At 62.6% G+C, this 22,939-nt stretch carries 22 protein-coding genes; all 22 read left to right on the forward strand.

All coding sequences use genetic code 11. The features are described 5' to 3' along the window. Nucleotides 1-383: 383 nt before the first annotated feature. Entirely contained in the window at nt 384-1,244 is an 861-nt protein-coding gene (locus ACUN9Y_RS00340) for an ABC transporter substrate-binding protein (protein WP_445458685.1), read from the forward strand. 60 nt (nt 1,245-1,304) lie between these two features. Beyond that, complete coding sequence (locus ACUN9Y_RS00345; protein WP_445458686.1) at nt 1,305-1,973, forward strand: amino acid ABC transporter permease; 669 nt, start codon at nt 1,305-1,307, stop codon at nt 1,971-1,973. 16 nt (nt 1,974-1,989) lie between these two features. Beyond that, nucleotides 1,990-2,730, forward strand: coding sequence for an amino acid ABC transporter ATP-binding protein (locus ACUN9Y_RS00350; RefSeq protein ID WP_445458687.1), 741 nt, complete (start codon nt 1,990-1,992; stop codon nt 2,728-2,730). 5 nt (nt 2,731-2,735) lie between these two features. Next, nucleotides 2,736-3,404 (forward strand): amino acid ABC transporter permease, encoded by a 669-nt coding sequence (locus tag ACUN9Y_RS00355; protein ID WP_445458688.1) that lies wholly within the window; start codon nt 2,736-2,738, stop codon nt 3,402-3,404. A 108-nt stretch (nt 3,405-3,512) separates the two neighbouring features. After that, on the forward strand, nt 3,513-4,286 hold the full coding sequence (locus ACUN9Y_RS00360; RefSeq protein ID WP_445458689.1) for a GntR family transcriptional regulator: 774 nt from the start codon (nt 3,513-3,515) through the stop codon (nt 4,284-4,286). Between the two features lie 353 nt (nt 4,287-4,639). Then, entirely contained in the window at nt 4,640-4,957 is a 318-nt protein-coding gene (locus tag ACUN9Y_RS00365; protein ID WP_445458690.1) for a non-heme iron oxygenase ferredoxin subunit, read from the forward strand. 3 nt (nt 4,958-4,960) lie between these two features. After that, nucleotides 4,961-5,263 (forward strand): recombinase-like helix-turn-helix domain-containing protein, encoded by a 303-nt coding sequence (locus tag ACUN9Y_RS00370; protein ID WP_445458691.1) that lies wholly within the window; start codon nt 4,961-4,963, stop codon nt 5,261-5,263. A 49-nt stretch (nt 5,264-5,312) separates the two neighbouring features. Then, entirely contained in the window at nt 5,313-6,344 is a 1,032-nt protein-coding gene (locus tag ACUN9Y_RS00375) for a Rieske 2Fe-2S domain-containing protein (RefSeq protein WP_445458692.1), read from the forward strand. A 1-nt stretch (nt 6,345) separates the two neighbouring features. Further along, entirely contained in the window at nt 6,346-7,098 is a 753-nt protein-coding gene (locus ACUN9Y_RS00380) for an SDR family oxidoreductase (RefSeq protein WP_445458693.1), read from the forward strand. A 12-nt stretch (nt 7,099-7,110) separates the two neighbouring features. Further along, the gene (locus tag ACUN9Y_RS00385; RefSeq protein WP_445458694.1) at nt 7,111-8,316 is read left to right on the forward strand and encodes an NAD(P)/FAD-dependent oxidoreductase; all 1,206 of its coding nucleotides are present in this window, start codon (nt 7,111-7,113) and stop codon (nt 8,314-8,316) included. A 61-nt stretch (nt 8,317-8,377) separates the two neighbouring features. Then, nucleotides 8,378-9,652, forward strand: coding sequence for an MFS transporter (locus ACUN9Y_RS00390; RefSeq protein ID WP_445458695.1), 1,275 nt, complete (start codon nt 8,378-8,380; stop codon nt 9,650-9,652). A 414-nt stretch (nt 9,653-10,066) separates the two neighbouring features. Continuing rightward, nucleotides 10,067-10,870, forward strand: a complete 804-nt coding sequence (locus ACUN9Y_RS00395) for an IclR family transcriptional regulator (RefSeq protein WP_445458696.1) — start codon at nt 10,067-10,069, stop codon at nt 10,868-10,870. Between the two features lie 243 nt (nt 10,871-11,113). Further along, nucleotides 11,114-11,962: a VOC family protein gene (locus ACUN9Y_RS00400; RefSeq protein WP_445458697.1), complete on the forward strand. Its 849-nt coding sequence runs from the start codon at nt 11,114-11,116 to the stop codon at nt 11,960-11,962. 246 nt (nt 11,963-12,208) lie between these two features. Then, nucleotides 12,209-12,733, forward strand: coding sequence for a cupin domain-containing protein (locus tag ACUN9Y_RS00405; RefSeq protein WP_445458698.1), 525 nt, complete (start codon nt 12,209-12,211; stop codon nt 12,731-12,733). Nucleotides 12,734-12,744: 11 nt separating this feature from the next. Beyond that, nucleotides 12,745-13,590, forward strand: coding sequence for an alpha/beta fold hydrolase (locus ACUN9Y_RS00410; protein WP_445458699.1), 846 nt, complete (start codon nt 12,745-12,747; stop codon nt 13,588-13,590). Nucleotides 13,591-13,620: 30 nt separating this feature from the next. Beyond that, nucleotides 13,621-14,415 (forward strand): SDR family oxidoreductase, encoded by a 795-nt coding sequence (locus tag ACUN9Y_RS00415; RefSeq protein ID WP_445458700.1) that lies wholly within the window; start codon nt 13,621-13,623, stop codon nt 14,413-14,415. A gap of 17 nt (nt 14,416-14,432) precedes the next feature. Further along, nucleotides 14,433-15,245: an aspartate dehydrogenase gene (locus tag ACUN9Y_RS00420; protein WP_445458701.1), complete on the forward strand. Its 813-nt coding sequence runs from the start codon at nt 14,433-14,435 to the stop codon at nt 15,243-15,245. Between the two features lie 14 nt (nt 15,246-15,259). Further along, the gene (locus ACUN9Y_RS00425) at nt 15,260-16,726 is read left to right on the forward strand and encodes an aldehyde dehydrogenase (RefSeq protein ID WP_445458702.1); all 1,467 of its coding nucleotides are present in this window, start codon (nt 15,260-15,262) and stop codon (nt 16,724-16,726) included. 27 nt (nt 16,727-16,753) lie between these two features. Then, nucleotides 16,754-18,388 carry a thiamine pyrophosphate-binding protein gene (locus ACUN9Y_RS00430; RefSeq protein ID WP_445458703.1) on the forward strand — a complete coding sequence of 545 codons (1,635 nt, stop codon included), beginning with the start codon at nt 16,754-16,756 and terminating at the stop codon, nt 18,386-18,388. A gap of 791 nt (nt 18,389-19,179) precedes the next feature. Beyond that, on the forward strand, nt 19,180-20,865 hold the full coding sequence (locus ACUN9Y_RS00435; protein WP_445458704.1) for an arylsulfatase: 1,686 nt from the start codon (nt 19,180-19,182) through the stop codon (nt 20,863-20,865). A gap of 101 nt (nt 20,866-20,966) precedes the next feature. Beyond that, nucleotides 20,967-21,947 carry an HAD family hydrolase gene (locus ACUN9Y_RS00440; protein ID WP_445458705.1) on the forward strand — a complete coding sequence of 327 codons (981 nt, stop codon included), beginning with the start codon at nt 20,967-20,969 and terminating at the stop codon, nt 21,945-21,947. Then, on the forward strand, nt 21,944-22,921 hold the full coding sequence (locus ACUN9Y_RS00445; protein WP_445458706.1) for an AAA family ATPase: 978 nt from the start codon (nt 21,944-21,946) through the stop codon (nt 22,919-22,921). The genes ACUN9Y_RS00440 and ACUN9Y_RS00445 overlap by 4 nt, the downstream gene beginning before the upstream one ends. Nucleotides 22,922-22,939: the final 18 nt, after the last annotated feature.

The following is a 22,939-nucleotide window of genomic DNA, read 5'->3' on the forward strand; positions in this document are numbered from 1 at the left end:
TGTGCGCCACGATGAGTCTGTTTCGATGGCACTTTTACATCAATTTTGCGGGCATAGATTGCTGTTCTTTCTCACCGACCAGCGATGAGAAAGAACGTGTTTTCGTCCAACAATTTAAAAGTCATCCAATTGGGACCCGTCGTTTCCTGCCCCATCCGGCCTTGCCCCACCCGGCCTTGGGTTTTTCTGAAAACAGGAAATTCCCGCACATAATTTACTGAACACGGCGTCAACAAGAAAAAACCGCGCAGATGAATCGCATCACGCCATGCCAACGGCCGTCCGAGTGACTCGCCGGGTATCCGGGCAGTTTGACACCCTCAATTCCGAGACTTCATATTGAACAGGCTAACAATAATCTCCCCTCTACCTGCGAGACGATCATGAACAAGAAAACCCCATCGCTGATCGGCCCCCTTGCCTTCGCGGCCGCTACTCTGGTTGGCGCCAGCCTGACCTCTTCCGCTTTCGCTCAAGACCCCTACACCGTCGGCATCGAAGCCTCCTTCCCACCCTGGGCATACGTCGAGAGCGGCGAGTTCAAGGGCATTGCCATCGATGCGATGAGCGCCATCGCCGAAGAGCAAGGCTTCGACATCGAATTCCAGGATATGCCCTTTCCCTCGTTGATTCCGGCCCTCGCCGCGGAGAAGATCGATATCCTGGCGACCGGCCTCACCGTGACCGAGGAGCGCGCCGAAGCCATCGACTTCAGCATTCCCTGGTGGGAAACCAATGATGTCGTTCTGGTGCCCGAGGATTCCGATGCCAACGTCTTCACCGCGGTCTGCTGTGGGGCCAAGGTCGGCGTTCAGGGTGGCTCTTCACAGCAGGCATGGATGGAAGAAAACGTCATCAACAACAGTGACCTGGACGTCGAACTCTCCAAGTACGATAGCTATGTCACCGCGGTAGACGACATGGCGATTGGCCGCATCTCCGCGGTCATCGTCGATGACACCTCGGCGCAGGAGTACATCAACGCGGGCCGCCCGATCAAGATGGCCGGCAAGATCTTCATTCGCGCACCGCTGGCGCTGGCCGTGTCCAAGGATGATCCCCAGGGGATTCTGGCGGACCTGAACCAGGGCATCTTGGCCATTTACGAGTCCGGTCAATGGCAGGAGATCGTCGACAGCTATATTCCTGGCGTAACGGCACCGGCCATCCCCGGGTACATGCCTGACTTCGTCGGCACCTACCAACAGCCTGTCGCCGGTCTCCCCGACCTCGGCAACGAATAAGTCGATAGCACGACAGGCGCTTCCCGGTCCGGTGGCGCCTGTCACGTCAGGACAGACGGCATGGATATCTACGACGTTCTACTCCGCGATTTCCCCTTTCTTCTCAAGGGGCTGGGAGTCGCCATCGTGCTACTGGCGGCGCTCTTGGCGATCGGATTTGTGCTGGGCATGTGCATCTGCCTATTGCAACTCTACGGTCCTCGAACACGCCTCGTTCAATGGCCACTGGTGGTCTACGAGCGGGTGTTTCGTGGCATTCCCATCATCATCATGTTGTTCATCTTCTTTTACGGTCTGGCGGGCATCTACGACATTTCGGCCTTCGCCGCCGCGGTACTCGCGATGGGCCTGCGCTCGGCCGCCTATCAGTCGCAGATCTTTCGCAGCGCGTTTCAGTCCATCCCCAGCGGCCAGATGATGGCCTCCCGAGCCATGGGCATGTCCAAGGCCAAGGCCATTCGCTACATCCTGTTTCCACAGGCCGCCCGCCACGCCATCGGCCCCTGGACCAACGAGTTCTCGTCACAGATCAAGGAGACCTCGCTGGCCTATGTCATCGGCGTCGTCGAGCTCACCCGCCAGGCGCACTACATCATCACCAGCACCCAGGGCAATGTGCTGATCGTATTCGCCGTGGTGGCCCTGCTCTATTTCATTCTCAATAGAGCGGGCAACAGTGCGCTCTATGCCTTCGAGCGCAAGCTGGCGGTGCCGGGCTTCGAAAAATAACCAGAGAGATTCAGGTATGGCCGACGATCTTATCCTGGACGTCCAGGACGTGAAGAAAAGCTATAACGGGCTCGAGGTCTTGAAGGGCATCGGCTTTTCCCTGCGCAAGGGAGAAACCAAGGTGCTTATCGGCCCTTCGGGCTCTGGCAAGAGCACGCTACTGCGCTGTATCAACCATCTCACCCATCCCGATGCCGGCAAGATCACCCTCAAGGGCGAAGAAGTGGTGGATAGCAACATCGACGCCATGAGAGCGCGAATCGGCTTCGTGTTTCAGGACTTCAACCTGTTCTCGCACCTGACGGTGCTCGACAACGTGCGCATCTGCCAGGTGAAGGTCAACGGTATCGACCCGGCCACCGCGACGACACGCTCCCATCAGGAGCTTGAGCGAGTGGGCCTGGCCGACAAGGCCGAGGCTTACCCGGCGGAGCTCTCCGGCGGCCAGCAACAGCGCGTCTCCATCGCCCGAGCACTGGCGATGGACCCGGACGTCCTGCTGTTCGATGAACCCACCTCGGCGCTGGACCCGGAGCTGACCGGTGAAGTGGTACGCGTGATGCAGCAGCTCGCCAGCGAAGGCATGACCATGGTGGTGGTCACTCATGAGATGAGCTTCGCGCGCCAGGCGGCGGATGAAATCATCTTCATGGAACACGGTTACATCGTCGAGCAGGGCTCGCCTGATGCCTTGTTCAGCGGTGCCACGAACGAGCGGACTCGCGCCTTTCTCAATGTCATCGCGGAGCATGGGTGAGCGCTATGCTGGATTTTTTGAACTTTGGCATTCAATGGCTACCCGAGCTGATCAAGGGCATCCCCATCACCCTGGGGCTGTGGGTGATAGCGATCACGCTGGGCTTCTTCCTCGGCCTGGTGCTGTGCTGGGCACGGGTCTACGGCAATCGCCTGTGCTATTGGGTCAGTACCGTCTACATCGAGCTGTTTCGCGGTACGCCGATGCTGGTGCAAATGTTCTTCATCTACCTGGGGCTGCCCCACATCGGCATCGTCTTCGACGCCTTCACTTCTGCCGTGATCGCCATCACCCTGAACAGTGCCGCCTACCAGGCGGAGTACTTTCGCGGCTCGGTCCTGTCGGTGCCCAAGGGTCAACTGGTGGCGGCCAGGGCCTGTGGCATGAGCAAGTGGCAGGCCATCCGCCACATCATGCTGCCCCAGGCCCTGCGCCGAGTGATTCCCCAGTGGTCCAACGAGGCCATCATCGAGCTCAAGTTCACCTCGATTGCCTACACCATCGGGGTGGTGGAAATCACCGCGATCGCCCAGGACATTGGTTCGCGAACCCTGGACTTCTTCCACGTCTTTCTGTGGGCGGGGATCCTCTACCTGATCCTCACCTCCTGTGTCGCCAGCCTGCTCGGCTGGGTCGAACGCAGAACCTATGTGCCCGGCGTGACGACCCAATAGCGTCCCCCATCGGCACGACGCGCCAGGGACGACGGTGACCCTTATGGTTCACCGTCAACCCTGCTAGCATTCCTGCTACTGAATTGCCTTTCACTCGAAGGAAGTGCCGTGCACCTTCTGTTGGCCGAGCGCGTCGCGCGACACCTGGAACGTTCCCCCAAGTCCCCCAAGTACCTTTGCTTGCGTGATGCGATCATCGAGATGATTGTCGAGGGTCACTTGCGAGAAGGAACGCGTATTCCTACCGAACAAGCGCTGACCGATGCCTTGCCACTGAGCCTTGGTACCGTGCAAAAAGCCCTGCGTGAGCTGGTCGAAAGCGGCGAGCTTTATCGCCGCCGCCGTCTCGGCACCTTCGTCGCCGGTGGCGACCATCGCCGCGAGATCACCACGCCCGCCTTCCACTTCTTGCGCCCCGACGGGGCCCGCGTGCGCATGGTCTTCATGCGCCTGCTGAAACGGAAAAAAGTCGCTCGCCAGGGCACCTGGAGCAAGGTGTTGGGCGCCAGCCCGGAAGGCTACCTGCACTTGGTACGCCTGGACCGCATAGACGGTGCCTTCACCTGCCACACCGAAATCTACCTGCGCCATGACATGGCGTCTTTTCTACTCGACGCGCCCACAGAGGACCTGGAGCACGAGAGCATCCTGCCCCTGCTCGAGGCCCGGGGTCGGGTGACCCTCAGCCACGCAGACAACCGGCTCAGCCGGGTTCGTCTCCCCCGAGCCATGGCCAAAGTCATGCTGGGCGATGACACCGATGCCTCGGGGCTAAGACTCGAGACGCTCTATCGTCTGGCGGATGACACCACGCTGGCCTGGCAGGTCATGCATATTCCCGACAGCGACTACCGTCTGTCCCTACGCACCGGCCTGCGCTAAGCACAGCCGCGCCCGGTTGCGGCGCCTGTCGTGGCCACGTCGATGCTCCTCCGCCCGCGTGCTATCGCCTAGTGCCCCCAGGTTTTCACCGCCACCCGTGGTACTGCCGTCACCAGCGACGTCACCCGCCGTTGACGCATGACCGAAGGCGTCCGCCTCTCGCCTGACCCTCCCCTGCCCGTCGCACCCCCGTGACGCCGCCTGTCGGCGGGACACCTGTTCGCTACGACGCAACGCCAATACTATATAGTATTTGACAGGCCCGAACGCGGGCTTATACTGCGGCTTAACGGATCACATAAAAAACATAGTTCCATATATGAACCACCTCACCGACCGATGAGGACAACAACATGAGCTGGACCACCGTCTGCGGGACCGATCAGGTAAAGGAAGACTTTCCCTTCTCCGCAAAACTCAACGACAAGCAAATCGGCGTCTATCTCCTCGATGGCGAGTACTACGCCCTCGAGGACGTATGCCCCCACGCCTATGCCTTGCTGTCTCAAGGCTTCGTCGAGGATGGCGAGGTCGAATGCCCGTTGCACGAAGCCACTTTCGATATCAAGACCGGCCGCTGCACCCGCGAGCCGGCTGACCGCGACCTGCATGTCTACCCGGTGCGCATCGTGGAGCGTGAAGTACAGCTTCAAATAAACGAGGAGAACTGAACCATGGCTCAGAACGACTACAACCCTCAGTTGAAGAACTGGCAGCGCCTGATTCCCTCTAGCGAACCCGGCCAAGGCAGCATCGAAGCGCCGGGCGGCTTCGCCAACCCCGTCTGGCAAACCCGGTCGAGCGCACCAGGCGCCTTCGAACTGGCCCTGGTTGAGGCCCTTCAGGAAGTATTCGCCGGTGGCGCCGCCGAGCTCGATGCCGTCGTCGAGGGCCTCAATGCCCAACGCTGCCAGGACCGCCATGGCAAAGCCTGGACGGAGCAAACCTTCTTGCAGGAAATGGCCGTCCTCGGCTAACGGACCGTCGCCACTCTGTTCACCCCACCATCAACAACGAGGACGAGTCATGAGCAGTGCCCCTTCCATCGACACCTCCGTTCAGGACTATTTGGACTCCGGTCTGCGCTCACTCTGGTATCCCGTCGCCGCTAGCTGGGAAGTGGGCAGCGACCCCATGGGCATCACCCGCCTGGGCGAAAATCTGGCCCTGTGGCGAGACCGCGATGGCACCTTGCACGCCATCGAAGACCGCTGCCCTCACCGCGGCGCGCGACTGTCCAGAGGCTGGAACCTCGGCGATCGGCTGGCGTGCTGGTACCACGGCGTCGAGGTCAATGGCCAAGGCGAGGTGTGCGATGTCCCAGCCATCAGCAAGAGCCCACTGGTGGGCCAGGCCTGTGTCCGCCACTATCCGATCAAGGAGGCCCACGGCGCCATTTTCGTCTACTTCGCGACGACGCCCGATGAACAGCCGTGTGAGCTTGAACTGCCAGAGCAACTGACAGACGTCGAGAGCTACGGGCAGTTTCTGTGCACCGCGACCTGGAAGTGCAACTACCAGTACGCCATCGACAACGTCATGGATCCGATGCACGGCACCTACCTGCACTCCGACTCGCACTCCATGGCCGAAGGTGACCGTCAGGCAGAGATGGAACTCGAGCCCACGGAAAGCGGCTTCATCTTCAAGAAAACCGGTCAGACCGGCGTCAACTTCGACTGGGTGGAATACGGCAATAGCGGAGCCCTATGGCTACGCCTGTCGATCCCCTACCAGCAGCGCTTCGGGCCAGGTGGCCCCTTCTGGATCGTCGGCATGGCGGTCCCCGAGGACAAGGACAACACCCGAGTCTTCTTCTGGCGGATTCGCAAGGTCAGCGGCTGGCAGCTCCAGGTGTGGCGCTTCATGTACCGCACCAAGCTCGAGCAGTTGCATTGGGACGTGCTGGAGCAGGACCGCATCATCCTCGAAAGCATGGCACCGGATGCCCGCCATCACGAGAATCTCTATCAGCACGATGTCGGGCTGTCTCGGCTGCGCCGCGTCATGCTGAAACAGGCCAAGAAACAGCTGGCCGAGCGCCAGCAGGCGGCCTGAGATGCCTAACATGCTTTGCGGCAAACGCATCCTGATTACCGGCGCCGCCCGCGGACTGGGGCGCAGCATCGCCGAAGCCGCGGCGGCAGAAGGCGCGCGACTGGTCCTCAGTGACATCCGCCAGGACGAGCTGAGCACGACCGCCGAGACGCTGCGTCAGCGCGGGTGTGAGGTAGAGACGCACGTCATCGACCAGTCCGATCCTGACGCCATCTCCTCCGGCATGGCCGCCATCGCCGACAACGGCAACCTTCACGGCCTGGTCAACAACGCCGCGATCGCGACCGGCGTCGGCGGCCTGGACCTGATGGAACATGACATGGCGCTGTGGGACCGGGTGATGGCGGTCAACGTGCGCGGTCCATGGCTGATGACGCGCGCCGCTGTACCGCTGATGCCGTCAGGCGATGGACGGGTGATCAACGTGGCGTCCGATACCGCACTGTGGGGCGCACCGAAACTGATGGCCTACGTCGCCAGCAAGGGCGCCGTGATCGCGATGACGCGCGCCATGGCACGGGAACTGGGGCAGCGCGATATTCGCGTCAACGCCGTCGCCCCGGGTCTGACGCACTGCGAAGCCACCGCCTATGTTCCTCAGGAGCGCTACCGCTTCTATGCCCAGGGGCGAGCCCTGAAACGCGAACAGCAGCCCGACGACGTGGACGGCACCATCCTCTACCTGCTCTCGGATTGGGCAAAGTTCGTGACCGGTCAGGTCATTCCGGTCAACGGCGGCTTCGTCTTCAACTAAGGACTGTGCGACATGACAAGCGATATCCAGCGCATCGTCGTCATCGGCGGTGGCCAGGCAGGCGGTCACGCCTGCAAGACGCTCCGAGCAGCAGGATTCGACGGCCACCTGGTGGTGATCGCCGAAGAGCCCCACGACTTCTACGAACGCCCGCCCCTGTCCAAGGCGTCAATTACCGCGGATGCGCCGCTACCGAGGCTCTTTTCCGCCAGCAGCCTGGCCGAACTCGACATCGACTGGCGACGTCCGCAACGCGCCATCGCCATCGACAGAGCCGCGCAACATGTCGTGCTCGATGACGCAACCCGACTACCGTACGATCGCCTGTTGATCGCCACCGGTAGCCGGCCCCGGTTGCCTGTCGCCGAATGGGCGAGCCTCGACCGCGTCATGACACTGCGCTCATGGAACGATGCCTGTCTGCTCAAAGAGCGTCTGGCCAATAGCCGCCGCGTCGGCGTTATCGGCGGCGGCTGGATCGGTCTGGAAGTGGCTTCCAGCGCGCGCCAACTCGGCCTCCAGGTCGACGTCTTCGAGCGCGACCCGGCACTCTGTGGTCGCAGCGTGGGGACCGAAGTCGCCCAGGCCATCCGCGAGCTCCACGAGCACAATGGCGTGGGCCTCTCGCTGGCTCACCGAGACATTCGGCTCAGCGAAGAGCGCGACGGTAGGGTCACGATCAAAGCCAACGGCAAGGCACCGGAACCCTACGATCTCGTCGTGGTGGGCACCGGCGTGGAAATCAATCTGGAGCTGGCTCGGGATGCGGGGCTCAAGACCGAGTACGGCATCGTCGTCGACGCGGCCGGACACACCTCGGACCCGCGCGTTTTCGCCGCCGGCGACGTGGCTCAGCACCCGCATCTGGGCCTGTGTCTACAGTCGTGGGCCTACGCACAGAACCAGGCCCGAGTCGTGGCCTCTGCAATGCTCGGTGAAAAGGCCCATTACGACGAGCCGGCCTGGCTGTGGTCCGACCAGCACGGCGTCAACATCCAGATTCTCGGCGTGCCCTCCGGGGCCACGCATGGCGTCATTCGACACGCCCCAGAGGGCCCCATCTTCTTCTATCTCGATGCGGACCATCGCCTGGTCCAGATGGTTGCCTTCGACCAGCCGCGCGCGATCAAGCTCGGCAAACGCTGGCTGGCGAGCCAGCGAGTCCTCGACCCCAACGCCCTGGCGGATCCCGACTTCGAATTGATGAGTTTGCGCTGATCAACACCTCTAGCGCGTGGCCCTTGCAGCTCCCTGACCGATAAAATAACAAGGTGATGAGATGTCCAATACCGCCGCTCCGTCCCAGCCGACCGGGGCCTACCACGATGCCAGACCAGCCGTTAGCGTGAAGCGCTGGCTGGTTCCACTGGCGCTACTGGCCTGCGTGATACTGTCTTTCTTCGACAAGATCAGTATCGCCGTGCTGATTTCGAGCCCCGAGTTTCAAGCCGACCTCGGCCTGACCGGCGAGTCGACGAAGCTGGGCTTGCTGATGACCTGTTTCTTGCTGTCCTACGGCGCATCATCGATGTTTCTGGGCTTTCTCGGGGACATCTTCAGCCCCAAGAGCTGCCTCTACGCCATGCTGCTGGTCACCGCTCTCCTGATGGCGGTGATGGGCTTCGTCGATGACTTCGGCGTTCTGTTGACGCTGCGCGTGCTTCTGGGCATCGCCGAGGGACCGATGTTTGCGGTGGCCTATACCATCGTCAAGCGACTCTTTCCTCCGCACGAGCAGGCACGGGCGACCATGCTGTGGCTGCTGGGCACCCCGATCGGTGCGACGCTCGGCTTTCCATTCACCATCTGGGTGGTCGATCAGTTCGGCTGGCGCACCAGCTTCTTCGCTATCGCCCTGATGACCATTCCAGTGGTGCTGCTGGTCTATCTGGTGTTCCGCAAGGTCGATGTCACTACCCGCTCCCCAGCCCTGCAGCACACCGATCGTACCCATGTACCGCTGGCGACCCACCGCGCCGCCACGACGACCTTGCTCAAGCGTTGGTCGTTCTGGTCAATCTGCTTGTTCAATGTCGCCTTCCTTGCCTACCTGTGGGGCCTGAACAGCTGGTTGCCGACCTATCTGGTGCAGGACAAGGGCATCGACCTGGACCAGGCGGGCATCTTCTCGTCGTTGCCGTTTCTCGCCATGCTCCTCGGTGAAGTAGTCGGCGCCATCGCCTCGGATCGCCTCGACCGACGTGCCCTGACGTGCTCGATCTCGATGCTGGGGGCCGGCATGGGACTGGCATTGGTGCTGACCATCGACGGCTCGAACTGGGCCATGATCGCCGCCATGTCGTTCAGTGCCGCCATGTGGGGCGTAGGCGCACCGAACGTCTTCGCGCTGCTGGCCAAGGCAACACCTTCCGACGTCAGCGCCACGGCAGGCGGCATTTTCAATGGCCTGGGCAACTTCTCCGGCGCGCTGGTTCCGGTGCTGATCGGCATGCTGATTGCGTCCACCGGCAACATGACGGCCGGCTTGATGTTCATGATGGCCATGGCCTTCGTCGGCGCCGCGGTGTTGCTGCCCTTGGCAAAGCGTTATTGAACCATGTCATCGCAAAGTTAGCGTTGGCACGGGCAATGTGACCACCGCCTAGGCGCCACGAAAGAGAGATTTATTCACTACCGCTAACACGACTACCCGAGCAAGAACCGGGGAGAGAGCCCTAGCGAGAAGCGAGCCGCCATACGTCATCCTGCCCCCCTTTGGGGCGGGCAGGCGGCGACTCGAGTGACTATAATATATTCTTTTAATTCAGCAGGTTATAAAAAGAAGAGCGCCAAAAAGTCAATTGACAGAGGGGATGAACCCGCACTACGATCAAGGCGTACCACATAATAAATTATGTTTCATATATTAAGTTTACGACATAAACCATCTCTCGAGCCGACGCTCCCAAGTGCTACCCGGCGACGCAAGGTGCAAACGATACGCAGAGACCAGGAGGCAATGAATCGAATGGATAAGGACGCACGAAGATACTTGATTCCAGGGCTTGAACGCGGACTGATCATTCTCCAGGAACTGAGCCGACAGCACCGGGAAATGAGTTTTGCCGAGATCGTCAAGGTGGTGGATATACCCAAGGCCACGGCCTATCGCGCCATCCAGACCCTGGAGTACATGGGCTTCGTTCGCCGTCATCCGACCAGCGGCCTTTACTCACTCGGGGTCAGCGTCTTGCAACTGGGGTTTGAGTACGTTGCGTCCCTGGACGTCGTGCAGGTCGGGCAACCAGTTCTCGAGTCGCTGCGAGACAAGACGGGATGTTCAAGCCATATCGCTATCCGCGACGGAAGCGACGTCATCTATGTCGCACGCGTCAGTGCCGTCAATGCCGCTATTCGGCGCGTTAGCGTCGGTACGCGCCTGCCGGTGCATCGCACGTCGCTGGGCAGAATGTTGCTCGCCCAGGAAAGTCGGCAGACCTTCGAGGCGCTGTATCCCGCCCTGCAGTTGCCCGACAACGAACCCGGCTCTCCGGCAGATCGTGAAAGCCTCTGGAAGATGGTCCAGAAAGATCGTACCCGTGGATACGTCATCGGGGAGTCGTTCTTCCAGCTCGGCATTTCATCGATTGTCTACCCCCTGTTCAACCATGAAGGGCAGACAGAGGGCGTGGTCAGCATCATGGTGCCGGTACACCAGATCCCGGAGAGTGACCGCGACAGGTTACGCCAGGACGTGGCCGACGCCGCGGCGTCAATTTCGAGCCTGCTGGGCTACCAGGGAGCGTTAGAAGGCCGCCACACCATGGGATAACCATGATGTCGAACACGAGCCGAATCCTCGCCTAACGCCGAGTCCGGCTCTCCCCAGGACACGACAGCTATCGCGGTGCTTCGCCCATCGCGAATGAGCCGCTTTGTGTCCAAAAAATGTCACGACCGATAGCCAAAAGGTCACGTTAAGCGAGAGTGCACTATGAATATCGTGGGTATTGAGAAACTTGAATTTGGTACTGAAGACGTCGCGACGGGCAAACGGTTCGCCCAGGATTTCGGCTTGACGAAGATCGGCGACGGCGACGGCCAATCCACCTTCGAAACACTCAACGGTGCTCAGTTAGTGATCCGTTCGAGCGACGATCCCGAGCTCCCCGAGGCCTTCGAAGACGGCTCCACTCTGCGCCGCATGACCTGGGGTGCCGCGAGCGCCGGTGACCTGGATGTGCTGCGCGACCGACTCGGCGACCAGCCAAACTATGTCGATTTCGGTGATGCGCTCGAATGCCGCGACCCCAACGGGTTGACGATCCGTGTTTGCGTCACTCGTCTGCGCGACGTCGAGCTCGCCGTGACGCCCATCAACCAGTACGGCGACATGCGCCGCATCGATGAGCCCAGCCCCGTCTACGACCGAGCCACACCGGTCGGCGTCGGTCACACCGTCTTCTTCGTCGACGACCTAGAGGCCAGCGAGCGCTTCTACCGCGACCTGCTCGGCTTCTCTGTGTCCGACCGCTATACCGATCGTGCGGTATTTTTACGTATGCAGGTACGCGGCGGCCACCACAACCTGTTCCTGCTCAAGCTGCCGCACCGTGGCGCCGGACTCAATCACGTGGCCTTCACCGTGCGCGACATCCACGAGGTGATCGGCGGTGGCCTTGCCATGAACCGCCAACAATGGAGCACCTTTCTCGGCCCGGGCCGCCACCCGATTTCCTCGGCCTACTTCTGGTACGTCAACAGCCCGCTCGGCGGTGCCTTCGAGTACTACACCAACGAAGACTTCCTCACCGAAGCCTGGACCCCACGTGAGATGCGCCATTCACTGGAATCGTTCACCGAGTGGGCCGTCGAGGGAGGAATCGATGCCGACACTCGGCGCCAGAAAAGTGCGCAGACTTGAGGACCACATCGACATGGCATGGGCATCGATATCGATGCCCGTAAGCCGCACCGAGAGTCCATAACACCGCGCAGATACCAAGCGACAACGACATGCGATAACTGCATGCAACAACTCAAGCCAGCCGAGCACCTCACGGTGGCAGGCTAGGGGAGCCTTTGTCCAGAACACTGGCCTCGCGGTCGAGGGGTAATGCGTACCAAGGCTCTCACCACCACGACGCAAGATATGTTGAGGAGATAGATCATGTCACAACAGTTCGCGACCTGGAAGAAACCCGATGACCTGGCCTTCGATCAATGGATCGAGTCACGTATTGCGCGCTTCAAGGGCCGAAAATATGACTGGAATGCGCTGAAGTTCCAAGCCGACTTCGACCCTAAATACCGCCGCGCGCAGATGCGTTACATCGGCACTGGTGCCACCGGAGTCAGTAGCGATACCAACACCATCCCCGCCGAGCACTTCACCTTCTCCACCATGGTGCTGCCATCACGCTGCGAGGGGCCCCTCCACGTCCATGACGACGTCGAGGAGGTGTTCTTCGTGCTCAAGGGACGCATTCGACTGTTCATCCAGGACGGTGATAACTACACCGAAACGGTGCTGGAAGAACGCGATGTCATCTCCGTTCCGCCGGGAATCTACCGCGGCCTGCTGAACGAAAGCGAGGAAGAGGCCCTGATGTGCGTGATGCTGGGCACGCCCAAGCCGCAGATCCCGACCTACCCCGACGATCACCCGCTGGCCAAGGTCAAGCGCGACGGATGAGTGAACCGGCCATGACATCCCACCCGACGCCCGCCGACATCCTAACGCCCAACGCCGAGGCCCTCGCGGCAGGCCGCCAGGCCTACCGCGAGAGCGGTGAGGGTCCCACCATCGTACTGCTGCATGGCATCAGCTCCGGCGCCGCGTCCTGGGAGCCCCTAGCCAGGCACCTTCCCGGCTACCACCTGCTGGCCTGGGATGCCCCGGGCTACACCGACAGCCAGCCTCTGGCCAGTTCTCGACCGCTCGCCGCGGACTATGCCGCGCGCCTCGATGACTGGCTAACGGCAGTCGGTGTCCAGCGCTGCGTGATGGTTGGCCACTCCCTTGGCGCCATGATGGCCAGCGCCTTCGCGGCGAGATGCCCCGAACGACTGGCCGGGATGATCCTGGCCGACCCGGCGCTGGGCTATCGCCATGCCAACGCCGGCAAACGCGATGAGGTGTATCGCAGCCGCTGGACGCTGCTTGCCGGCCAAGGCCACGACGCCTACGCCGCCGCCCGGGCACCGCGACTGCTCCGCGACGACGCCAGTGACGACGCCATCGCCCGCGTCCGCGATGGCATGCGCCGCCTGAATGTCGACGGCTTCGCCCAGGCCAGCTGGATGTTGGCCAACGACAGCCTCGAAGGCTATGTCGGTGACGGCTGGGGCGTTCCTGCCGCGGTGCTGTGCGGTGACCAGGATGCGATCACGCCGCCGCAGGCCTGCCGTGACCTGGCGGCACGCCAGGGCCTGACCTATCACGCCATCCCCCGGGCCGGGCACGCAAGCTACATCGATGCGCCGGATGCCTTCGCTCGCGCCCTCGATGCCTTGGCCCGGCCATGGCTGGCGACACTGCCCCGTGGCTGACCCCAAGCCGACACACGAGAGGAAGATGTCATGAGTTTCATGATCGAAGATCGGGTCGCCGTCGTGACCGGCGGCTCCTCGGGAATTGGCTTTCAAACGGCGCGTCTGCTGCTGAGTCAAGGCGCGAGGGTCGCGCTGTGCGGCCGCAATCGTGACCGGCTAACGCAAGCCGACAGCAAGCTGCGCGCCGAGTTTCCACACGCCCAACTGCTGGCCGACAGCTGCGACGTGCTCGACGAAGCCTCCTGCCTCACCTTCGCCGATGCCGTGCGCCAACGCTTCGGTGCTGCCGACATGCTGATCGCCAATGCCGGCCAAGGGTATGTGGCGCACCTCGATGCAACGCCCAAGGACGCCTGGCTGTCCGAGACCGAGTTGAAACTGTTCGGCGTGCTCAACCCGCTGAGCGCCTTCCGCGCTCAGCTGGCAGCCTCGGACATCGGCTCGCTGACCTGCGTCAACTCACTGCTGGCGGTACAGCCAGAACCCCACATGATCGCCACGTCTGCGGCTCGTGCCGCCCTGCTGAACCTGACCCACTCGCTCTCCCACGAGCTGATCGCCGAGGGCATCCGCGTCAACTCCATCCTGCTCGGCATGGTCGAGTCCGGCCAATGGCACCGGCGCTTTACGCAGCGCGAGGATCCGTCTCAGAGCTGGGATGACTGGATCGGGGTCATCGCCAGCAAGCGTGGGATTCCCATGGGCCGCCTGGGACGTCCCGAGGAACCCGCTCGCGCCCTGGTCTTTCTCGCCTCCCCCATGGCCTCTTTCACCACCGGCGCCGCCCTGGATGTCTCCGGTGGCTTCAATCGCCACCTGTGACACCGCGGAGAATCCTGATGACACAACCACAAAGACGAACAAAACGGCTGCTGATGATTGGCTATGGCGCCATGGGCGCCGAGGTCCACCGACTCCTCCCTGAGGCCATGACGCTAGCCTGGGTCATCGTCCCTGAAGCACTTGGCGCGGAGGCTCGCCGTCGCCTGGGTGCCGACGTCGAGGTGCTGACCAGCATCGATCAATGCACCGATACGCCAGACCTGGTGGTGGAATGCGCCGGACAGCAAGGCCTCGCCGAGCACGGCGAAGGCGTCCTGCGCCGCGGGCTGACCCTCGCCATCGTTGCCACCGGTGCCCTGGCCGATGACACGCTCTACGACCGCCTCGCCGCCGCCGCAGAGGCAGGCGGCGGACGCCTGCAATTGCTGTCCGGCGCGATCGCAGGCCTGGACGGGCTCGCCGCCGCGCGTGAAGGGGGACTGGACAGCGTCACCTATGAGGCCTGCAAGGCACCGCGCAGCTGGCAAGGCAGCCACGCCGAATCGCTGATCGATCTCGACGCCGTCCGTCACAAGACCGTGTTCTTCGAGGGTGACGCTGGCGACGCGGCGCGCCTGTTTCCCGCCAACGCCAACGTCGCCGCCACCGTCGCGCTGGCGGGCCTTGGCATGCGTGGCACCCGGGTGAAGCTGACCGTTGACCCGGCCACTCGCCGCAACACGCACCTTATTCATGCCAAGGGGCGCTTCGGCGAGTTCCGTATCGAGCTCAATGGGCACCCCCTGGAAGGCAATCCCAAAACATCGACCCTCGCCGCCCTGTCGGTGGTACGCGCTTGTCGTCAAGCGCTGGAATCGGTCTCGTTCTAACAGAGGTGCTCGAGATGTTGCACAAGATTTTTATTGCCGGTGAGTGGCGCAAAGGCCGCGGCGAGCCGATGGTCTCGCGCTTTCCCGCCGATGGTTCGGTCAATGCCGAGCTCAACGCCGCCAGCCGCGATGACGTCGAGGATGCCGTCGCCGGCGCCGACGCCGCCTGGCGTGCATCGAGCTGGCGCGATCGTGTGCCCCACGAGCGCGCCGACATCCTCTATCGCGTCAGCGATCTGATCACCGCACGAGCCCCGGAGCTTGCGGCTCTGCAGACCCGCGACAACGGCAAGCCGCTGACCGAGGCGCGGGGGCTGGTGGCAAGCGCCGCCGCGACCGCGCGCTACTTCGCCGCCGCCTGCGAGACCCTGGAAGGCGAATCGCCCACCCAGCGCAGCCGGGACTTTTTGAGCCTGAGTCAGTACGAGCCCCTCGGCGTCATCGCGGCCATCACCCCATGGAACTCGCCGATTGCCAGCGACATGCAGAAGATCGCTCCGGCGCTGGCAGGCGGCAACGCCGTGGTGCTGAAGCCCGCCGAGGCGACCCCGCTGATCTCGCTCAAGCTCGCCGAGCTGTTCGAGGAAGCCGGGCTGCCGAAGGGACTGCTCAGTGTCCTTCCCGGACGCGGCAGCATCATTGGTGACGCCCTCGCTCGCCACCCCAAGGTGCGCAAGATTTCGTTTACCGGCGGCACCAGCACCGGCCGCCACCTGGCGCATATCGCCGCGGACAAGCTGATCGCCACCTCCCTCGAGCTCGGCGGCAAGTCGCCCACCATCATCTGCGCAGACGCCGACCTCGACCAGGCCGTCAAAGGGGTGGCCTACGGCATCTTCAGCTCCGCGGGTCAGGCGTGCATCGCGGGCTCGCGCCTGTTCATCCACCGCAGCCTCTACGACCAGGCCATGCAACGCCTAATCGCTATCACTGGCGCTCTACGCATCGGCCACCCCGAGACACCCGGCATCCACCTGGGGCCGCTGATCAACAACAAGCATCGCGATGGTGTCGCCGCCTACGTCGATCGCGCCCGCCAGGAAGGCGGCCGAGTCCTGACCGGCGGTGAAGTTCCCACCGCCGGGGAGCTTGCCCGCGGCAGCTTCTACCCACCGACCCTGATCGACGGCCTGCCCCACACGAGCGCGGTCTGTCAGGAGGAGATCTTCGGCCCCGTGCTCATCGCCCTGCCCTACGCCGATGACGACGAGCTGATCGGCCTGGCCAACGACAACCGCTACGGCCTGGCGGCCGGCATCTGGACGCGCGACTACCGCCATGCGCTGCAGCTGGCCGGCAAGCTCGAAGCGGGCACCGTATGGATCAACACCTACAAGAAGTTCTCCATCTCGACACCCTTCGGCGGCGCCAAGGATAGCGGTCTGGGACGCGAGAAAGGGCGCCAGAGCATCCACGCCTACATGCAGCAGAAGAGCCTGTACCTGGGCCTGGATGCGACGCCCATCAGCTGGTGCGACTGAGACCACATGGCTACAGAGGACAACAAGATGACCACCATTACCGTCGGCGAAGCCGTCGCCCGCACCCTGGAAACCTACTCGGTCCGTGCCGTGTATGGCGTGATATCGATCCACAACCTACCGATCGCCGATGCGATCGGCCAACGCCAACGCCTTCGCTTCGTGCCCGCCCGCGGTGAAGCGGGCGCCGTGACCATGGCCGATGGCCATACCCGCTTGGGAAGCCTCGGGGTCGCCTTGACCAGCACCGGTGCAGGCGCCGGCAACGCAGTCGGCGCCATGCTCGAGGCGCTCAACGCAGGAACCCCCCTGCTACATATCACCGGACAGGTCGAGAAGGCCTATCTGGATCGCGACGCCGGCTTCATTCATGAAACCCGCGATCAACTGGGCTTTCTCAAGGCCTGTTCCAAGCACGCCTACCGGGCCTGCACCCCAGAGCAGGTCGTGCCCCTATTGCATCGCGCGATTGCCGATGCGATGACGCTGCCACGCGGTCCGGTGAGCCTCGAGATCCCTATCGATATACAAGCCAGCCAGGTGGCGTGGGTGGATATCGCCGCGACCGAGCCGGCAACGCCAAGGCCTGTGAGCGACGCCGAGGTGGACGCATTGGCCGAGGCGGTGCTCGCGGCCAAGCGGCCCATGCTGTGGGTCGGCGGCGGCTGTCTAGAGGCGCAAGACGCCGTTCGACGCCTGGCCGATATTGGCCTTGCAGTGGTGTCCAGCACCCATGCACGTGGCCTCTTGCCGGACTCGCATCCACGCAGCCTGCGCGCCTTCCACAGCGCCCCGGCGGTCGAGGAACTGTACGCCCAGAGTGACATGATGCTGGTCGCCGGCTCGCGACTGCGCAGCAACGAAACCCGCACCTATTCCCTGACATTCCCGCACCCGCTGGTGCAGATCGACATCGACCCCGCGGCAGCGAATCGCAACTATCAGGCAGACACCTTTCTCTGCGCCGAGTGTGGTGACGTGCTGTCGCGCCTCGCCGACCGCCTGACGGGCAGATTCGTTGCCGATGCCGACTTCGATCACGCCATCACCCGCGCCGTTCAAGACGCCGAGAAGGCCCTGCGCAAACAAGTCGGCGAGTACGCGAGACTCTGCGATGCCATCCGCACCGCCCTGCCCGAGGAGGGGGTCTTCGTGCGCGATATCACCGTATCCGGAAGTACCTGGGGAAGTCGTCTGCTGCCGGCGCAGCGTCCGCTGACCAACATCCATTCCTTGGCCGGTGCCATCGGCCAGGGTCTGGCCACCGGCATCGGCTGCGCCATCGGCGCAGAGGGACGCAAGGTAGTCACCATCGTGGGCGATGGTGGCCTTATGTTGATGATCGGCGAACTGGCAACGCTGGCTCAGGAAGACCTCGACATGACCCTGGTAGTCATGAACGACGGGGGCTACGGCGTCATGCGCGGCATTCAGGACAAGTACTTCGAGGGTCGCCAGTACTACAACGACTTGCATACGCCCGACTTCCAGGCGCTGGCCAAATCCCTTGGCATGAGCACCTGGAGCATCCGCCATGGCGATGACTTCGAGACGGTGATCGGCGAGGCGGTAGCCTATCGCGGACCGGCGGTCGTCGAGGTCGACATGACGAGCGTCGGGCCTCTCGAGTTCGCCGGGCCGCCTCAGAAGTCGCTCTACTAAAATCGGGCCCGCCGACCGGTGCCGCGAACCGACCGCCTGGCGCAAGCCTACGCGCCCGCGGCAACGCGCTCTACCGCCCCGAACGCCAACGTCCCTTCGTCCCTGCCGCAGGTGATTCGCCTGCGGCGGGAAGTGGCTCGCTCCGCATTCGACAGCAACGTTCGGATACCCAACCGGCCCGTCACCCTCGCCCCTCTGGCTTCACAAGCGGCCATCTGTGTCAGTCTGGCAGGGGCTGGTGACTCCAATGCCGCGATTTCGATGCGAAGCAACACCGTCACCGGGTACGCCAAGGTCTTCCCTGCATCAAGTCAGAACGCTCCTGAGTCAGGTGACGATATCCCGCCGGTCCACCATGGTCCCCCATCCATCCACCATCGAGTTCACTTTCGCCTCCATTGCCTACATCACTGGGGTGACATCACCGCGCTGGACCAGGAGACGGGCTGCCGTCTTGTCAGTCTGCCCGACTGAGTCGAGCACAGCCGCCATGTCCCCGTGGCTCACGCACCCGATTGCTCCGACAACCAATGGAGGGAAATCTCGTCCGCACCGGGCAGCGCAAAAGAGTTAGGTGACAATTTTTTCTCTCTTTCGTTCTCATTACAATAAAATGTTAAAAAACAATGGCATGGTTGAATTTTTAGCGACAATCGGGGGAAAAACACGACCTCATCTGCCGCCTATCCGCTTGTTGCGGCATAGATTCAATCTACACTCCTTGGTCAGGAGGCCAGTCGCCTCCCTCATCGCTCATGTTCGGTTGACTCGCACTAGTCAGGGAGGCTCGCGTGCCACAACTCACCCATTCCCCCGCATTCGCCTATAGATGGCCCGCCTGCGTAGCGGCGACCTTCGCCTTGGCGTTATCGACCCCGGTGCTCGCTCAGGATTCGAGCAGCAGCACCAGCAGTGGTACTGCCAGCACATCGGATAACGCCAATGCTGCATCCGGTGACAGTCAGAATGCTCAGGGCAACCCGCAGACCGACAAGCCCAACATTCTGGTGCTGTGGGGCGACGATATCGGGCAGTCGAACATTTCTGCCTACACCCACGGCCTGGTCGGCTACGAGACGCCCAATATCGACCGCATCGCCGACGAAGGCATGATGTTCACCGACTATTACGGCGAGCAGTCCTGCACCGCGGGTCGCTCATCGTTCATCACCGGTCAGAGCGTGTTTCGTACCGGTCTATCCAAGGTCGGCATGCCAGGTGCCGAGCAAGGTATCAGTGAGAAGGACCCGACCATCGCCGGCCTGCTCAAGGCGGAAGGCTACGCCACCGGTCAATTCGGCAAGAACCATTTGGGCGATCGCGATGAGCACTTGCCGACCAACCACGGCTTCGATGAATTCTTCGGCAACCTCTATCACCTGAACGCTGAAGAAGAACCCGAGAACGAGGACTACCCGGGTGACATGGTGCTGGCCGACGGTCGGACCTTCCAGGAGGCCTACGGCCCCCGTGGCGTGATCAAGTCCAGCGCCGACGGTGAGATCGAGGATACCGGCCCGCTGACCAAGAAACGCATGGAAACCATCGACGAGGAATCCTCCGCCGCGGCGCTGGACTTCATCGACCGCAAGACGGCGGAAGGCACGCCTTGGTTCGTATGGTGGAACGCCACCCGCATGCACTTCCGTACCCACGTCAAGGACGAGCTGCGCGGCATTTCGGGCCAGAACGAGTACGCCGATGGCATGGTCGAGCACGACATGCACGTCGGCCAGTTCCTCGACAAGCTCGATGAACTTGGCATCGCCGATAACACCATCGTGTTCTACTCCACCGACAACGGCCCGCACATGAACAGCTGGCCGGACGCCGGTATGACGCCGTTCCGCGGTGAGAAGAACACCAACTGGGAAGGTGGTTGGCGGGTGCCGGCCATGGTGCGCTGGCCGGGTGAAATCGAGGAAGCCAGCATCTCCAACCAGATCATGCACCACATGGACTGGATGCCGACGCTGCTCGCCGCCGCCGGCAACGACACCATCAAGGAAGATCTGCTCGAGGGCGGTGTCGAAGCCATCGGCCGCGACTACAACGTGCACCTGGATGGCTACAATTTCTTGAGCTATCTGACCGGCCAGACCGAGGAGACGCCGCGCCACGAGGTGTTCTACTTCTCGGATGACGGCGACCTGACCGCGCTGCGCTATGACGACTGGAAGCTCGTCTTCATGGAGCAGCGCGCGCCCGGCACGCTGCTGGTATGGTCCAACCCTTTCACGCCGCTACGCGTGCCGCTGATCTTCAACCTGCGTCGCGATCCCTACGAGCGTGCCCAGATCACCTCCAACACCTACTATGACTGGGTGCTGGACCATGCCTACCTGCTGGTCCCCGCGCAAAGCTACGTCGCGCGATTCCTGGAAACCTTCAAGGAGTTCCCGCCGCGCATGGAAGCCGCGAGCTTCAGCCTGGATCAGGTCATGGAGACGCTGCAGCAGCCTGCCACCATTCAGTAAGCCTGGTGATGCATCGGCCGCTCCCCTCGGGAGCGGCCTTTTGCGTTGTTCTATCCCTTTCTACGAGACGCACCACCGGTGTCTTTCGAGGATAAGAGTCGATGAAAGCGACCACTCCCCCCCTACTGCTGACGTCTGTCTGCCTGGGCCTGTTGGCGCCCCTGGCAATGGCCGACCCCTTGCCGTCCTGGAACCAGGGCGACAACAAGTCCACGATCATCGATTTCGTGGAAAGCACGACGACGCCCGGCCACGACGACTTCGTGCCCCGCGAGGCCCGTATTGCGGTGTTCGACAATGACGGCACCCTGTGGTCGGAACAGCCGATCTACTTCCAGCTGCAGTACACACTGGACCGCACCGCCGAAGCGCCCGACGAAGCGCTCGATACACCCCTCAAACGCGCCGCCGCCGAGGGCGATATCGAGACGGTGCTCGCCGGAGGCTCCCAGGGCCTCGACGAACTGCTGTCGGTCACCCACAGCGATATTTCCATCGTCGACTACCAGGCCGACGTGCGTGATTGGCTCGAGAATGCTCGTCATCCCGCCACCGGCCGTGCCTACACCAACATGGTCTACCAGCCGATGCTGGAGCTGTTGAGCTATCTGCGCGATGAGGGCTATCAGACCTATATCGTGTCTGGTGGCGGGCTTCACTTCATGCGCACCTTCGCCAGCGACAGCTACGGCATCGCACCGCAGAACATCATCGGCTCCACCGCCGAAGTGGAGTGGACCGACGACGGCGACACGCCGGTGATGATGAAGCGTTCCGGCACCCTCTGGTACGACGACGGCCCGGCCAAACCGATCGCCATCGAGCGCCATATCGGCGTAAGGCCCGTGATCGCGGTGGGCAATTCCGACGGCGACGTACCCATGCTGACCTGGACCACGGCTGGCGATGGCCCGCACCTCGGGCTGCTGGTTCACCATACCGACGGCGAGCGCGAAGTGGCTTACGACCGCGACAGCGCTATCGGCGGGCTCGACCAGGGGCTGGACCTGGCCGACGCCAAGGGCTGGCAGTTGATCGACATGGCCAATGATTGGCTGACGCTCTATCCGGAGGCGCCATGAGCGTACGCGATGACATCCAGGCCCTTGAAGCCGCCATCGGCGAATCGATCATCGGTCAGCGCGAGGTCATTCGGCGCCTGCTGATCGGCCTGCTAGCCGGCGGCAACCTGTTGATCGAGGGCCTGCCTGGCCTGGCCAAGACACGTGCCATCAAGGCCATGTCACGCCATCTGGAGGCCGACTTCAGCCGTATCCAGTTCACACCGGACCTATTGCCCTCGGACGTCACTGGCAGCGAGGTCTATCACCAAGGCGAGGAAGGCTCGGTGTTTCGCTTCCATCCGGGACCACTGTTCGCCAACCTGGTGCTGGCCGATGAGATCAACCGCGCACCGGCCAAGGTCCAGTCGGCGCTGCTCGAGGCGATGGAGGAGCACCAGGTGACGGTCGCCGGCACCACCCACAAGATGCCGAAGCTGTTCATGGTGTTGGCGACCCAGAACCCCATCGAGCAGGAAGGCACCTATCCGCTGCCGGAAGCCCAGATGGACCGCTTTCTGATGCACGTCGTGATCACCTACCCGAGCGTCGAAGAAGAGGTCGAGGTCATACGACTGGTGCGCAAAGAGGAAGCCGAAGCTCAGGACGACAGGCCTGCAGCCAGCCCCGTGCAGATTCCCCAGAGCGCCATCTTCGCGGCGCGGCGCGAGATCGCGGGGCTTCACGTGGCGGAGCCGATGGAGCGCTATATGGCCGATTTGGTCTGCGCCACCCGGGCACCTGAAGCGCTGTCAGACGATCTGTCCCGCTGGCTCGAACTCGGTGCCAGCCCCCGCGCCTCGCTCGCCCTCGACCGCTGCTCACGGGCTCATGCCTGGCTCGCCGGGCGCGATTACGTAGACCCCGAAGACGTCCAGGCGATAGCCCACGATGCCCTGCGCCACCGCGTTGGGCTGACCTTCGAGGCCCAGGGTGAAGGGCTCAGCGCCGACGATGTGGTCGATGAACTGTTGCGCTGCGTGGCCTTGCCCTGACGCCGCTGTGCCAGCGCC

The organism is Halomonas sp. V046 (genome assembly GCF_052645355.1).

What these genes read in the sequence shown, in the direction of transcription:
- ACUN9Y_RS00430 (WP_445458703.1), top strand. Translation starts at nt 16,754, where the DNA reads ATGACCACCATTACCGTCGGCGAAGCCGTCGCCCGCACCCTGGAAACC.
- ACUN9Y_RS00345 (WP_445458686.1), top strand. Translation starts at nt 1,305, where the DNA reads ATGGATATCTACGACGTTCTACTCCGCGATTTCCCCTTTCTTCTCAAG.
- ACUN9Y_RS00405 (WP_445458698.1), top strand. Translation starts at nt 12,209, where the DNA reads ATGTCACAACAGTTCGCGACCTGGAAGAAACCCGATGACCTGGCCTTC.
- ACUN9Y_RS00355 (WP_445458688.1), top strand. Translation starts at nt 2,736, where the DNA reads ATGCTGGATTTTTTGAACTTTGGCATTCAATGGCTACCCGAGCTGATC.
- ACUN9Y_RS00380 (WP_445458693.1), top strand. Translation starts at nt 6,346, where the DNA reads ATGCCTAACATGCTTTGCGGCAAACGCATCCTGATTACCGGCGCCGCC.
- ACUN9Y_RS00365 (WP_445458690.1), top strand. Translation starts at nt 4,640, where the DNA reads ATGAGCTGGACCACCGTCTGCGGGACCGATCAGGTAAAGGAAGACTTT.
- ACUN9Y_RS00415 (WP_445458700.1), top strand. Translation starts at nt 13,621, where the DNA reads ATGAGTTTCATGATCGAAGATCGGGTCGCCGTCGTGACCGGCGGCTCC.
- ACUN9Y_RS00375 (WP_445458692.1), top strand. Translation starts at nt 5,313, where the DNA reads ATGAGCAGTGCCCCTTCCATCGACACCTCCGTTCAGGACTATTTGGAC.
- ACUN9Y_RS00420 (WP_445458701.1), top strand. Translation starts at nt 14,433, where the DNA reads ATGACACAACCACAAAGACGAACAAAACGGCTGCTGATGATTGGCTAT.
- ACUN9Y_RS00445 (WP_445458706.1), top strand. Translation starts at nt 21,944, where the DNA reads ATGAGCGTACGCGATGACATCCAGGCCCTTGAAGCCGCCATCGGCGAA.
- ACUN9Y_RS00385 (WP_445458694.1), top strand. Translation starts at nt 7,111, where the DNA reads ATGACAAGCGATATCCAGCGCATCGTCGTCATCGGCGGTGGCCAGGCA.
- ACUN9Y_RS00440 (WP_445458705.1), top strand. Translation starts at nt 20,967, where the DNA reads ATGAAAGCGACCACTCCCCCCCTACTGCTGACGTCTGTCTGCCTGGGC.
- ACUN9Y_RS00390 (WP_445458695.1), top strand. Translation starts at nt 8,378, where the DNA reads ATGTCCAATACCGCCGCTCCGTCCCAGCCGACCGGGGCCTACCACGAT.
- ACUN9Y_RS00350 (WP_445458687.1), top strand. Translation starts at nt 1,990, where the DNA reads ATGGCCGACGATCTTATCCTGGACGTCCAGGACGTGAAGAAAAGCTAT.
- ACUN9Y_RS00395 (WP_445458696.1), top strand. Translation starts at nt 10,067, where the DNA reads ATGGATAAGGACGCACGAAGATACTTGATTCCAGGGCTTGAACGCGGA.
- ACUN9Y_RS00410 (WP_445458699.1), top strand. Translation starts at nt 12,745, where the DNA reads ATGACATCCCACCCGACGCCCGCCGACATCCTAACGCCCAACGCCGAG.
- ACUN9Y_RS00425 (WP_445458702.1), top strand. Translation starts at nt 15,260, where the DNA reads ATGTTGCACAAGATTTTTATTGCCGGTGAGTGGCGCAAAGGCCGCGGC.
- ACUN9Y_RS00340 (WP_445458685.1), top strand. Translation starts at nt 384, where the DNA reads ATGAACAAGAAAACCCCATCGCTGATCGGCCCCCTTGCCTTCGCGGCC.
- ACUN9Y_RS00370 (WP_445458691.1), top strand. Translation starts at nt 4,961, where the DNA reads ATGGCTCAGAACGACTACAACCCTCAGTTGAAGAACTGGCAGCGCCTG.